This window comes from Marmoricola sp. URHB0036, assembly GCF_000426045.1.
Taxonomy (GTDB): Bacteria; Actinomycetota; Actinomycetes; order Propionibacteriales; family Nocardioidaceae; genus Marmoricola.
The window spans coordinates 126201-138618 of record NZ_AUEP01000004.1 but is presented as its reverse complement, the minus strand read 5'-3'; the positions used below and the strand labels follow the sequence as shown (position 1 = coordinate 138618).

Genomic DNA, 12418 nt, shown 5'->3' with positions numbered 1-12418 from the left:
ACGCTCGCTGGCGCTCGCTCCTCAACCACCAAGACCCGCCCGAGTGCTCTCGCCCGCTCGCTTCGCTCGCTGCTCGACCACGGTGCGCCGACCGCCCACAGGCCAAGACGGGAGGGCGGCCCTAGGGTGGCTCCATGACCGTCACGCTCGCTGACATCGAGGCCGTTGTTGACCTGGTCGACGAGGTGGCCATTCGTACGACGATGGAGGAGTCGCGCTGGTTGCAGACCCTGGTCGGGGGGCCGGTGCTGCTGAAGTGCGAGAACCTTCAGCGCACGGGGTCGTTCAAGATCCGGGGTGCCTATGTGCGGCTGTCGCGGCTGACCGAGGAGGAGCGTGCGCGGGGGGTGGTGGCCGCCTCGGCCGGCAACCATGCGCAGGGGGTGGCGCTGGCGGCGCAGCTGCTGGGGATCCGGGCGACGGTGTTCATGCCGATGGGGGCGCCGATCCCCAAGATCAACGCCACCAAGGGGTACGGCGCGGAGGTGCGCTTCCACGGGGAGTACCTCACCCAGGCACTCGTGCGCGCGAAGGAGTTCGCCGACGAGACCGGGGCGGTGTTCATCCACCCGTTCGACCACACCGACATCGTGTCCGGGCAGGGCACGGTCGGGCTCGAGATCCTGGAGCAGGCGCCCGAGGCCGCGACGGTGCTGATCCCGACCGGTGGGGGTGGCCTGCTGGCCGGCGTGGCGCTGGCCATCAAGGCCAAGCGGCCTGACATCCGCGTCGTGGGGGTGCAGGCCGAGGAGGCGGCGGCGTACCCCGAATCGCTCCGCACCGGCACGCCGGTCGCCCTGGAGAAGATGACCACCATGGCCGACGGGATCGCGGTCGCGTGCCCGGGCGACGTGCCGTTCGCGGCCATCCAGGAGCACGTCGACGAGGTCGTCACGGTCTCCGAGGAGTCCTTGTCGCAGGCGTTGGTGCTGCTGCTCGAGCGGGCCAAGCTGGTCGTCGAGCCATCGGGAGCCGCGGCGGTGGCGGCGATCATGGACCACCCGGAGGCGTTCGGTACGCCGGTCGTCGCCGTGCTCTCCGGCGGCAACGTCGACCCGCTGCTGCTCGGCAACCTGATCCGGCACGGCATGGCCTCGTCGGGGCGCTACCTCAACCTGCGCTGCGTGATCCCCGACCGTCCGGGAGGCCTGGCGCACCTGCTGGCCGAGCTGGCCGAGATCGGCGCCAACGTGCTCGAGGTCTCCCACGAGCGCACGTCGACCTCACTCAACGTCGGCGAGGTAGAGGTGCGTCTCCAGCTGGAGACGAAAGGTCCCGACCACGCCGAAGAGGTGCTCACCCGGTTGAGGGAGCACGGCTACCACGTCGTCGAGTAGGCGTCAGCCGACGTACGGCACGGCCTCGACGATCTCGGCCTTCTGGTCCTTGCCGTTGGGCAGCGTGTAGGTGACGGTCTCGCCGCGCTTGGCGCCGTCGATCGCCTGTCCGAGCGGGGACTGCGGGGAGTAGACCTTGATGTCGTCGCCGGCCATCTCGCGGGCGCCGAAGAGGAAGGTCTCCTCGAGGTCGAGGCCCACCAGCTTCACGGTCACCTTCATGCCGGGCTCGACGACGCCGTCGTCGGCCGGGGTCTCGCCGACCTCGGCGCGCTCGAGCATGTCGACCAGCTGCTGCACGCGGCCGTCGAGCTTGCCGAGCTCGTCGCGGGCGGCGTGGTAGCCGGCGTTCTCCTTCAGGTCACCCTCGTCGCGGGCGTCGCTCACTCGCTTCACGAGCGCAGAGCGGGTGGGACCGCGCAGCTCCTCGAGTTCGGCCTTGAGCTCGTCGTACTTGGCCTGGGTCAGCCAGACGACGGTGCTCTGGGTCGGCTCGGTCATGGGAAAACTCCTGTGGATCGATGAACCGGGATTGGGCAAGTAGATGATCGTACCAACGCCGCGCCCGGAGGCAGAATCGTCTCAGCGAGGTCGGGACTGGTCCTTGCTGGTGCAACCCACCATCTCGACACTCGTCGCCTCGCGCTCCGTGCGCAACGTCACGTCACGGTGGATGGTGCCCTTGGTGCCCGTCACCACGAAGTTGAGCTCGCCCACGACGCTGTGGTCGGCGCCGACCGCGCGCACCAGGCAGCTGGCTCGCACGTCCTTGTCGGAGGTGCGTACGGCGACCGATGCGGTCGCCGAGTGCTCGTCCACCACGTGGAAGGTGTTCAACGACGAGGTGACCTCGGGGTTGCTCTGGAACCAGACCGCCCACGCCAGCCAGGCGAGCGCGAAGAGACCGACCACACCGGAGAGGCCGATCACCAGTCGGCGGCGTCCGGGGGAGTCGGTGCCGTAGCGGTCGGACATCAGGTCGCTCACCTGTCGGATTCTCGCACTGGCCCTCCTCCCTAGGATGGTCGGCATGCTCCGGCTGATGCACGTGCACGCCCACCCCGACGACGAGTCGAGCAAGGGTGCTGCCTCCACGGTGAAGTACGTCAAGGAAGGCGTCGACGTCCACGTCGTCACCTGCACGGGCGGCGAACGCGGCTCGATCCTGAACCCGAAGATGGACCGTCCGGAGGTGCTGGCCAACATCAGCGAGATCCGCCGGCAGGAGATGGATGCCGCGCGCGAGATCCTCGGCGTACGCCAGGACTGGCTGGGCTTCGTCGACTCCGGCTGGCCCGAGGGCGATCCCAAGCCGCCGCTGCCGGAGGGGTGCTTCGGGCTGGTGGACCCGCAGGTGGCGGCCGAGCCGCTGGTGAAGCTGATCCGGAGCTTCCGGCCCCACGTGCTGACGACGTACGACGAGAACGGCGGCTACCCGCACCCGGACCACATCATGTGCCACAACGTCTCGATGGTGGCTCTCGAGGCGGCGGCCGATCCGGAGCGCTTCCCGGACGCCGGTGAGCCGTGGCAGGTGCTGAAGGTCTACTACCAGCACGGCTTCAACCGGCCGCGGATGATGGCGCTGCACGAGGCGATGCTGGCCGAGGGGATGGAGTCGCCGTTCACCGAGCGGATCAAGGACTGGAAGCCGGACCCGGCCCACGACGCGCGGATCACCACCCGAGTGCCGTGCGGCGACTACTTCGAGGTGCGCGACCGCGCCCTGATCGCGCACGCCACCCAGATCGACCCCGACGGGTTCTTCTTCCAGGCCCCTCTGGAGCTGCAGAAGCGGGTGTGGCCGACCGAGGAGTTCGAGCTGGTCGACTCCAAGGTCGAGACGACCCTGCCCGAGGACGATCTGTTCGCGGGCATCCGGGGTCACGCCGATCTGGAAGCCTGAGACAATGGCCGTATGACCACCCTGATCGTCTGGGCCGACAAGGTTCCGAACCCCAATGACGTGACGGCCGGCTGGGTGGCGTTCGCCGTGTTCATCGCTCTCGCGATCGCGGTGGCGTTCCTCGGTTTCAGCCTCACCAAGCACCTCCGCCGGGCCAACGAGAACGCCGAGAAGGGCGTTTTCGACCCGAGCGACGAGGCTCCTCGCCAGCCCTAGTTAAGGGTTCGCTTAGGTGCCGTTGACGGGGCCTGCGCCGGCGACCGATAGTCGTGTGACCCGCCTCACACGGAGGTTCCAGTGCAGGTACCCGCACCTTTCGACTATGAGCGCGCCACCAGCGTGGACGACGCCATCAGCAAGCTCGAACGCCTCGGCGAGGAAGCGAGACTCGTGGCCGGCGGCCACAGCCTGATCCCGATGATGAAGCTCAGGTTGACCGACCTCGAGTACCTCATCGACATCAACGACCTGCACGACGAGCTCGGCTACGTGCGCGTGGGTGTCGACGAGGTCCGGATCGGGGCGATGACGCGGCACCGCGAGCTGCTCGAGTCACCCGAGCTGGCGGCGGTGTTCCCGATCTTCGCCGATGCCGAGCAGGTGATCGCCGACCCCGTCGTGCGCAACCGCGGCACCATCGGCGGTTCGCTGTGCCAGGCCGACCCGTCTGAGGACCTGACGGCAGTGTGTACGGCGCTCGACGCGAGCTGTGTCATCCGCAGCTCGTCCGGCGAGCGGGTGGTCTCGATGGAGGACTTCCACCGCGGGCCCTACGAGACGGCGGTCGGGCAGGCGGAGATCCTCACCGAGGTCCGGCTGCCCGTGCGTCCGGGCGGATCCAGTGCCTACGCCAAGGTCGAGCGTCGTGCCGGTGACTGGGCCGTCACCTCGGCAGGTGCGGCCGTGTGGATGACCGATGGCGTGATCACCAATGCGCGGGTCGGGCTGGCGGCCGTCGGCCCCAACACGGCCGGCATCCCGGCCATCTCGGAGCTGATGCAGGGCAAGCCACCGAGCGAGGAGCTCTACGCCCAGGCCGGCGAGCTGGCCTCTGCCGCCTGCAACCCGTCGACCGACAACCGCGGGACTGTCGAGTACAAGCGGCACCTCGCCGACGAGCTCACCCGTCGAACACTGCGGACCGCCGTACAGCGGATCGAGGCCGGCCTCGCCGGCGATGAAGGAGGGAACCGCTGATGCAGGTCACGATGACGGTCAACGGCGAGAGCGTGACCCGCGAGGTCGAGGGACGGATGCTGCTGGTGCACTTCCTGCGCGACGAGCTCGGGCTCACCGGCACCCACTGGGGCTGCGACACCAGCAACTGCGGCACCTGCGTGACCTGGATGGACGGCGAGCCCGTCAAGTCCTGCACCGTGCTGGCCGCCATGGCCGGCGGTCGCGAGGTGCGCACGGTCGAAGGCCTCGAGAAGGACGGCGTCCTCGACCCCGTGCAGGAGGGGTTCATGCGCTGCCACGGGCTGCAGTGCGGCTTCTGCACACCGGGCATGATGCTCACCGCGCGCGCCCTGCTCGACCGCAACCCGCACCCCACCGAGCAGGAGATCCGCGAGGCGATCTCCGGCCAGATCTGCCGGTGCACCGGCTACACCACCATCGTCCGCTCCATCCTGTGGGCGGCCGAGCATCCCGACGGACCGACCCCGGCCGCCGCCGAACCGGAGACAGCGGGGAGCGCGTCATGACCGCCCTGGACAAGTCCGTGCAGGAAGCCGCGGTCGAGCACGAGGACCTCGAGCACGCCGACAACGACAAGACGCCGCTCGGCCACGGCCGGATGCTGCGCAAGGAGGACCCGCGCTTCATCCGCGGCATGGGCAGGTACGTCGACGACCTCCAGCTCAACGGGATGCTGCACCTCGCGATCCTGCGCTCACCGGTCGCGCACGCCAACATCGTCAGCATCGACGTGAGCGCTGCCCAGGCGCACCCGAAGGTCAAGGCCGTCATCACCGGTGCCGACCTCGCGGCGCAGGGCCTGGCGTGGATGCCCACGCTGTCCAACGACGTGCAGGCCGTGCTCGCGACCGACCGGGTCCGCTTCCAGGGCCAGGAGGTGGCGTTCGTGGTGGCCGAGGACCGCTACTCGGCCCGCGACGCGCTCGAGCTGATCGACGTGGAGTACGACGTGCTGCCACCCGTCGTCGACGTACGCAAGGCGCTCGCACCCGACGCCGAGGTGATCCGCACCGACCTCGAGGGGAAGAAGGACAACCACTGCTTCGACTGGGAGACCGGCGACAAGGACGCGACCGAGGCCGTCTTCGCGAAGGCCGACGTCGTCGTCAAGCAGGACATCGTCTATCCGCGCGTGCACCCGGCGCCGATGGAGACCTGCGGCTGCGTCGCCGACTACGAGCGGGTGAGCGGCCAGCTGACGCTGTGGACCACCAGCCAGGCGCCCCACGCGCACCGCACGGTCTATGCCCTGGTCTCCGGTCTGCCCGAGCACAAGATCCGGGTCATCGCGCCCGACATCGGTGGCGGCTTCGGCAACAAGGTGCCGATCTACCCCGGCTACGTGTGCGCGATCGTCGCGTCGCTGGTGATCGGCAAGCCGGTCAAGTGGATGGAGGACCGTACCGAGAACCTCGTCAGCACCGGCTTCGCCCGCGACTACGTGATGCAGGGCGAGATCGCGGCCACCAAGGAGGGCAAGATCCTCGCGATCCGCACCCACGTCCTCGCCGACCACGGTGCCTTCAACGGGACGGCTGCGCCGATCAAGTACCCCGCCGGCTTCTTCGGGGTGTTCACCGGCAGCTACGACCTGGAGGCGGCGTACTGCTCGATGACGGCCGTCTACACCAACAAGGCGCCGGGCGGCGTCGCCTACGCGTGCTCGTTCCGGATCACCGAGGCGGTCTACCTCGTCGAGCGGATCGTGGACTGCCTGGCCTACGAGCTGGAGATGGACCCCGTCGAGCTGCGCAAGAAGAACTTCATCCAGCCCGACCAGTTCCCGTACACGACCAAGACGGGCTGGGTCTACGACTCCGGTGACTACGAGAGGGCGATGGACGTCGCCCTGGAGATGGCGGGCTACGACGACCTGCGACGCGAGCAGGAGGAGAAGCGCGCCAAGGGTGAGCTGATGGGCATCGGCGTCGCCTTCTTCACCGAGGCGGTCGGCGCCGGTCCGCGCAAGGACATGGACATCCTCGGGCTCGGCATGGCCGACGGCAGCGAGCTGCGCGTGCACCCGACCGGCAAGGCCGTGCTGCGCGTGTCCTGCATGAGCCAGGGGCAGGGCCACGAGACCACGTTCGCGCAGATCGTGGCCGAGGAGATCGGGATCCCGGTCGCCGACATCCAGGTGGTCAACGGCGACACCGACCAGACCCCGTTCGGCCTCGGCACCTACGGCAGCCGGTCGACGCCGGTGTCCGGCGCCGCGGCCGCGCTCGTCGCCCGCAAGGTGCGCGACAAGGCGCAGATCATCGCGTCGGGAATGCTCGAGGTCTCCGTCGCCGACCTCGAGTGGCAGAAGGGCTCCTTCCAGGTGAAGGGCGACCCCGGCCGGTCGGTGACCATCCAGGACATCGCGATGCGGGCGCACGGCGCGGGCGATCTGCCGGAGGGGATCGAGGGCGGTCTCGAGGCGCAGATCTGCTACAACCCGTCGAACCTGACCTATCCGTTCGGCGCCTACATCTGCGTCGTCGACATCGATCCCGGCACAGCCGAGGTGAAGGTACGCCGCTTCGTGGCCGTCGACGACTGCGGCACCCGGATCAACCCGATGATCATCGAGGGCCAGGTGCACGGTGGTCTCACCGACGGCATCGGGATGGCGTTGATGGAGATGATCTCCTTCGACGAGGACGGCAACTGCATCGCCGGCTCGCTGATGGACTACCTGATCCCGACGGCGCTGGAGACGCCGCACTGGGAGACCGGGCACACCGTCACCCCGTCGCCCCACCACCCGATCGGCGCCAAGGGCGTCGGCGAGTCCGCCACCGTCGGGTCGCCGCCCGCCATCGTCAACGCGGTGGTGGACGCGCTCAAGCCCTACGGGATCAGGCACGCCGACATGCCGCTGACCCCGTCACGGGTGTGGGATGCCATGCAGGGTCACCCGACCCCGCCGATCTAGGGAGAAGCCGTGACGGCCCAGCTCACCGAGCGCATCGTCGAGCTCACCCGGTCCCGGGTGCCGTTCGTCCAGGCGACGGTCGTGCGCGCGCAGGAGCCGAGCTCGGCCCATGCCGGCGACCGGGCGATCGTGCTGCGTGACGGGACCATCGAGGGATTCGTCGGTGGTCAGTGCGCGGCCGGCTCGGTGCGCGCGGCCGCCCTCGACGCGCTGGAGTCAGGGGTCGGCGTACTCCTGCGGGTGCTTCCCGACGGCGACGACGCCTTCCCCCAGACCCCTGGTGCCAGCATCGTGGTGAACCCGTGCCTGTCAGGAGGGGCGTTGGAGATCTACCTCGAGCCGTTGCTGCCGTCGCCGTCGCTGTACGTCGCCGGCACCTCGCCGACCGCGGAGGCGGTGGCGGCACTCGCGCCAGCGCTCGGCTTCGTGGTCGACCGCGCCGGGACGCCCGACGGCGCCACGGCCGTGGTCATCTCGACCCACGGTGGCGACGAGCCGGCCGCGGTCCGCGCGGCACTGGATGCCGGCGTCGGGTTCGTCGGCATCGTCTGCAGCCACACCCGGGGCGAGGCCCTGCTGGCCGAGCTCGACCTCAGCGAGGACGAGCGTTCGCGGGTGCACCCGCACGTGGGCGTCGACATCGGAGCCCGTACGGCGCCCGAGATCGCCCTCTCGATCCTGGCCGAGATCGTCCGCCGGATCCGGCTCGAAGGACTGGTGGCCACCTCGGACCGACCGGCGGTCACGAGGCCGCTGCAGGCCGTCGACCCGGTCTGCGGCATGGCCGTGACGATCGGCCCCGACTCCATCCGCGCAGTCGTCGACGGCACCGAGCACTGGTTCTGCAACCCCGGGTGTCGCGACAGCTTCGTCGCGGACCACGCTTCGTGACCGTCGCCGCCGTCGTGCTGGCCGCGGGCGCCTCGCGCCGGCTGGGTCGACCCAAGCAGGTGCTGGCGCTCGACGGCGCCACCGTCCTCGACGCCACCCTGACGGTGGCGCGGGCGTCGGCCTGCCAGCCGGTCGTGGTGGTCCTCGGCGGTGCCGCGGACGACGTGCGCGCCGAGGTGGACCTCGACGGCGTGCAGGTGGTCGAGAACCAGGACTACGGCGAGGGTTGCGCCACCTCGATCCGCACCGCGCTGGACGCGCTGCCCGACCAGGTCACCGGGATCGTGCTGATGCTAGGGGACCAGCCCCGTGTCGCGGTCGAGACGGTGCAGGAGCTGGAGGCGGCGGCACGCGGGCACGCCGTCGGCGTCTGTGAGTACGACGACGGGCTCGGCCACCCGTTGTGGTTCGATCGGCAGATGTTCGGTGCGCTTGAGTCGATGCACGGTGACAAGGCCGTCTGGAAGCTGGTGGACGCCGAGTCCCAGGGGGCCGACGTCGTCCGTGTCCGGATCCAGGGTCCGGTGCCGCGCGACATCGACACCTGGGACGACTACCAGGCCATGCTCGCGGAGCAGTCGTGACCTCCCTCGCGTCTGCGGAGGACGTTCGCCGCGGCTTCGACGAGCACGACTACCTCGCCGACCAGGGCATGTCGACCGCGGTCTTCCTGTCGCTGCGGCTCGGGATGCCGCTGCTCCTCGAGGGTGAGCCCGGTGTCGGCAAGACGGCGGCCGCGCACGTGCTGGCCCGCTGTCTCGGCGTACCGCTGGTGCGGTTGCAGTGCTACGAGGGACTCAGTGCGTCCGAAGCGCTCTACGACTGGAACTACCAGCGACAGCTGCTCGCCATCCGGCTCGCGGAGTCGCGCGGCGAGAAGCTCACCGAGGCCGACCTGTTCAGCGAGGACTACCTGATCGAGCGGCCGGTGCTGCGCTGCGTGCGGTACGACGGCCCCCACCCGCCGGTGCTGCTGGTCGACGAGATCGACCGTGCCGATGACGAGTTCGAGGCGCTGCTGCTCGAGGTGCTCGGCGAGGGCTCGGTCACCGTCCCCGAGATCGGCACCTTCACGGCGAGCCGCCCACCGATCGTCGTACTCACCTCCAACCGCAGTCGCGACCTGCACGACGCGTTGCGGCGCCGCTGCCTCTACCACTGGCTGGAGTACCCCGAGCCCGAGCGGGTGTGCGCGATCCTGCGCCGTACCGTCCCCGCGGCCAACGAGGACCTGATCACCTCGGCGGCGCAGTTCGTCGGGCGGGTGCGGACGCTGGAGGTGGACAAGCCGCCGGGCCTGGCCGAGGCGATCAACTGGGTGGCGGCCCTGTCCGCGCTCGGTGCGACCGAGCTGGGCCGCGACGCCGTCGTCGCGACCCTCGGGGCGGTCGTCAAGACCGTCGACGACCGCGACGTGGTGCTGCGCAGCCTCGATGGGTGACACCCCGGCCGCGCTGCTGCCCGGCGTCGACCGGGCAGCCCTGGCTGCTGCCTTCGGCGACAAGCTGCGGCGAGCCGGGGTCGTCGTACCCACCACTGCGCTGGCCGAGGTGTGCGAGGCGCTGGGAGCCGAGCCACCGACCGAGCTCGAGCAGCTGTACTGGCAGCTGCGGGTGACCCTGGTCCGTCGCCACACCGACCTCGGTGCGTTCGACCGGGTGTTCACGGCCGCCTTCCGCGACAGCGATCTCGGCGGCGACCCGCACGCCCGTCGCCGTGGACTGCCGTCGGGGCCGCCGCCACAGCCGGAGGAGCAACTGGTCTCGGTGCCGGGTCGCGGTGACCAGGCGCCCGAGCCGGGTGGTCTGCCGTGGCACACCCTGCCGCGGTCGGCGTCGTCGGCGGAGGAGAGCGACGAGAACGCCTATGTCCTGCCGGAGCTGCTGCCCAGTGCACTCGAGGGGATGGGGGAGACGCCGTTCGACGAGTTCGACGCCGACCAGCTCGCCCTGCTCGGCCGGTGGTTGGAGCGAGCCGCTCCCCGGTGGCCGGTCCGGCGCAGCCGCCGGACGAAGGCGGGTCGACGGGGGAGCAAGATCGCGCTGCGGTCGACCATCGCCGCCTCGGGTCGCGCCGGGTTCGAGCCGCTCCTGGACCTGCGCCGACAGAGGCGGGTCGAGCGGCCGCGTCCGCTCACCCTGGTCACGGACGTGAGTGCGTCGATGCAGTCCTACTCCGCGGCGTACCTCCACCTGATGCGGGCCTTCGCGCGCACCGGCCGGGCCGAGACGTTCGCGTTCTCGACCACCCTGACGAGGCTGACGCCGGCGCTGACCCACCGTTCGGCCGACACCGCGCTCGCCCTGGCCGAGGAGCGCGTCGTCGACCGGTACGGCGGGACGCACCTCGCTCGCGCCCTGCGGGACCTGCTGTCCTCGCGGCACGGATCGACCCTGCGCGGCGGGGTGCTGGTGATCGCCTCCGACGGGTGGGACACCGACGAGCCCGAGGAGCTCAGGGCGGTGATGGCGCGGTTGCAGCGACGGGTTCGACGGCTGGTCTGGCTCAACCCGAGGGCCGGCGCGGCCGGGTTCGAGCCCCTGGTCGGCTCGATGGCGGCGGCGCTGCCGTTCTGCGACGCCTTCCTGCCGGCCCACACGGTGGCGGCGTTGCCGGACGTGTTCGCCGCGGTCAGCTCCACAGGGTGACGTGCACGGCCGGGCGGAACCGACCGACCCCAGCGGCCTCACCGCGCAGCATCGCCTGGGTGGCGCGCGGGGTGCCGACGAACCGCACCAGCTCGGCCGCGGCCGAGATCTGCTGATCACGCGCGAGCGTCCAGGTCGACCACGACCCGCGATCGGTCAGCTCGGGCGCCTCGATGCGCACCAGTCGACCGTTGCGCAGGTCGTCACGCACCGTGAACCCGACCGCGATGGCCAGCCCCATCCCGCGACGCGTCTCGCCCAGCGCAGCGGCGTCGCTCTGGAAGATCCGCTGCCGCTTCTCCGGCACCCGCAGTCGACGCAGCACGGCCGAGGTCTCCCCGGCCAGCTCGGTCGCTCCCGGTCCGAGGAGCCAGACCTGGTCGGCGAGCTGGTCGAGCCCGACGGTACCGACCGCCACGGGGTGCTCGGGCGCCGCGACGACCCCGACGTCGTAGGCGAGGAACGGCTGCTGCACGACGCCGCGAGGGGTGTGGGCGTCGCCCGGTCCGAGGGCGACGTCGACGGTGCGCGAGAAGAGGAGGTCGGCGAAGTCCGTCACCGGGTGGACGCTGAGCTCGACGTCGAGGTCGCGCGCCCGGTTGGTGAACAGGCCGATCAGCCCCGGCGCTGCGTGCTCGGCGAACAGGCCCGACGACGCGAGCCGCAGCATCCGTCGGCCGGCGCCGGCCTCGCTGACCTCGAGCACGGTCCGGCTCTGGAGGTCCAGGATCTCCATCGCCCGGCTGGCCAGTCGCAGGCCACCTGGCGTGTAGGCGAGTCCCGACGGCGTACGGGTGAACAGGGGGTCGTCGAGCTCGGTGCGCAGCTGCTTGAGGTTCATCGAGACCGCCGACTCGGTGGTGCCGAGCTCTGCGGCGGCCGCCTTGACCGACCCTCGTCGTACGACGCACGCGAACGCACGCAGCTGGGTGGGGGTCAACGGCGGACCACGCGGACGAGGGCGTCCCAGGCGGTGCCGGCGTCGACCACCCGGGCCACCCGCTCGGCGCGCACCACCTCGAGGTCGACCTCGGCCAGGTCGTCGAGGACGTCGGCGGCGGTGTAGAGCACGGCCGCGTCCTGTGGCCCGCCGGTGCCCTCGGTGAGGTTGGTCGAGTCGTGGGCGATCACGAACAGCGTGCCGCCCGGGGACAGTGCGTCGAAGGAGCGGCGGATGGCCGTACGGCGGGTGTCGGCGGCCACCTGGAAGTAGGCGAGCACCACCAGGTCGAGCTCGGCAGGCAGGGGAGCGGTCAACGCATCGCCGACCCGCCAGTCGACGGCGTTGTTCACCTGCCGCCCCTTGTCGACGGCGACCTGCGACCAGTCGATCGCGGTGACCTGCCAGCCGCGCTCGGCCAGCCAGCGCGCGTTGCGACCCTCGCCGCAGGCGAGGTCGAGCGCCCTCCCGGGCGGCAACGAGGCGAGCTCGGACTCGACGAACTGGTTGGGACCGGCCGACCACACCAGTGCCGTGGCGGCGTACCTCTCGTCCCAGGCGGCGGCGTCCATGTCC

At 70.6% G+C, this 12418-nt stretch carries 14 protein-coding genes; 10 read left to right on the top strand and 4 right to left on the bottom strand.

All coding sequences use genetic code 11. The features are described from left to right. Window positions 1-134 precede the first annotated feature (134 nt). A complete protein-coding gene (gene ilvA / locus H976_RS0103295) occupies window positions 135-1337 on the top strand; it encodes a threonine ammonia-lyase (RefSeq protein WP_027860373.1) in 1203 nt (400 codons plus the stop codon). 3 nt (window positions 1338-1340) lie between these two features. On the opposite strand, the gene greA is transcribed toward ilvA, so the two are convergent. Together greA and H976_RS0103285 are read right to left on the bottom strand one after the other, a co-directional pair. Next, window positions 1341-1838 carry a transcription elongation factor GreA gene (greA, locus tag H976_RS0103290; RefSeq protein ID WP_027860372.1) on the bottom strand — a complete coding sequence of 166 codons (498 nt, stop codon included), beginning with the start codon at window positions 1836-1838 and terminating at the stop codon, window positions 1341-1343. A gap of 81 nt (window positions 1839-1919) precedes the next feature. Beyond that, a complete protein-coding gene (locus H976_RS0103285) occupies window positions 1920-2324 on the bottom strand; it encodes a DUF4307 domain-containing protein (RefSeq protein ID WP_051276116.1) in 405 nt (134 codons plus the stop codon). Window positions 2325-2358: 34 nt separating this feature from the next. On the opposite strand from H976_RS0103285, the gene mca reads away from it, so the two are divergent. The 9 genes from mca (at window position 2359) to H976_RS0103240 (ending at window position 10902) form a co-directional block, all read left to right on the top strand. Next, window positions 2359-3243, top strand: a complete 885-nt coding sequence (gene mca, locus H976_RS0103280) for a mycothiol conjugate amidase Mca (RefSeq protein WP_027860370.1) — start codon at window positions 2359-2361, stop codon at window positions 3241-3243. Between the two features lie 12 nt (window positions 3244-3255). After that, window positions 3256-3459 carry a hypothetical protein gene (locus H976_RS0103275; RefSeq protein ID WP_027860369.1) on the top strand — a complete coding sequence of 68 codons (204 nt, stop codon included), beginning with the start codon at window positions 3256-3258 and terminating at the stop codon, window positions 3457-3459. A gap of 81 nt (window positions 3460-3540) precedes the next feature. After that, window positions 3541-4440 carry a xanthine dehydrogenase family protein subunit M gene (locus tag H976_RS0103270; protein ID WP_027860368.1) on the top strand — a complete coding sequence of 300 codons (900 nt, stop codon included), beginning with the start codon at window positions 3541-3543 and terminating at the stop codon, window positions 4438-4440. Next, window positions 4440-4949: a (2Fe-2S)-binding protein gene (locus H976_RS0103265; RefSeq protein WP_027860367.1), complete on the top strand. Its 510-nt coding sequence runs from the start codon at window positions 4440-4442 to the stop codon at window positions 4947-4949. Before H976_RS0103270 ends, H976_RS0103265 begins: the two co-directional genes overlap by 1 nt. Then, a complete protein-coding gene (locus H976_RS0103260) occupies window positions 4946-7363 on the top strand; it encodes an aerobic carbon-monoxide dehydrogenase large subunit (RefSeq protein ID WP_027860366.1) in 2418 nt (805 codons plus the stop codon). Before H976_RS0103265 ends, H976_RS0103260 begins: the two co-directional genes overlap by 4 nt. 9 nt (window positions 7364-7372) lie before the next feature. Beyond that, entirely contained in the window at window positions 7373-8254 is an 882-nt protein-coding gene (locus H976_RS0103255) for an XdhC family protein (RefSeq protein ID WP_027860365.1), read from the top strand. Continuing rightward, window positions 8251-8838 (top strand): NTP transferase domain-containing protein, encoded by a 588-nt coding sequence (locus H976_RS0103250; protein ID WP_027860364.1) that lies wholly within the window; start codon window positions 8251-8253, stop codon window positions 8836-8838. Before H976_RS0103255 ends, H976_RS0103250 begins: the two co-directional genes overlap by 4 nt. Continuing rightward, complete coding sequence (locus H976_RS0103245; RefSeq protein ID WP_027860363.1) at window positions 8835-9695, top strand: MoxR family ATPase; 861 nt, start codon at window positions 8835-8837, stop codon at window positions 9693-9695. The genes H976_RS0103250 and H976_RS0103245 overlap by 4 nt, the downstream gene beginning before the upstream one ends. Continuing rightward, entirely contained in the window at window positions 9688-10902 is a 1215-nt protein-coding gene (locus H976_RS0103240; RefSeq protein ID WP_027860362.1) for a VWA domain-containing protein, read from the top strand. The genes H976_RS0103245 and H976_RS0103240 overlap by 8 nt, the downstream gene beginning before the upstream one ends. On the opposite strand, the gene H976_RS29380 is transcribed toward H976_RS0103240, so the two are convergent. Next, on the bottom strand, window positions 10886-11842 hold the full coding sequence (locus H976_RS29380) for a LysR family transcriptional regulator (protein ID WP_027860361.1): 957 nt from the start codon (window positions 11840-11842) through the stop codon (window positions 10886-10888). The genes H976_RS0103240 and H976_RS29380 overlap by 17 nt on opposite strands. Next, entirely contained in the window at window positions 11839-12414 is a 576-nt protein-coding gene (locus H976_RS0103230; protein ID WP_027860360.1) for a bifunctional 2-polyprenyl-6-hydroxyphenol methylase/3-demethylubiquinol 3-O-methyltransferase UbiG, read from the bottom strand. Before H976_RS0103230 ends, H976_RS29380 begins: the two co-directional genes overlap by 4 nt. Window positions 12415-12418: the final 4 nt, after the last annotated feature.

Excerpts from the sequence above, each read along its gene's own strand:
- mca (WP_027860370.1), top strand. The coding sequence starts at position 2,359 with ATGGTCGGCATGCTCCGGCTGATGCACGTGCACGCCCACCCCGACGAC.
- H976_RS0103230 (WP_027860360.1), bottom strand. The coding sequence starts at position 12,414 with ATGGACGCCGCCGCCTGGGACGAGAGGTACGCCGCCACGGCACTGGTG.
- H976_RS0103260 (WP_027860366.1), top strand. The coding sequence starts at position 4,946 with ATGACCGCCCTGGACAAGTCCGTGCAGGAAGCCGCGGTCGAGCACGAG.
- H976_RS0103240 (WP_027860362.1), top strand. The coding sequence starts at position 9,688 with ATGGGTGACACCCCGGCCGCGCTGCTGCCCGGCGTCGACCGGGCAGCC.
- ilvA (WP_027860373.1), top strand. The coding sequence starts at position 135 with ATGACCGTCACGCTCGCTGACATCGAGGCCGTTGTTGACCTGGTCGAC.
- greA (WP_027860372.1), bottom strand. The coding sequence starts at position 1,838 with ATGACCGAGCCGACCCAGAGCACCGTCGTCTGGCTGACCCAGGCCAAG.
- H976_RS0103275 (WP_027860369.1), top strand. The coding sequence starts at position 3,256 with ATGACCACCCTGATCGTCTGGGCCGACAAGGTTCCGAACCCCAATGAC.
- H976_RS0103265 (WP_027860367.1), top strand. The coding sequence starts at position 4,440 with ATGCAGGTCACGATGACGGTCAACGGCGAGAGCGTGACCCGCGAGGTC.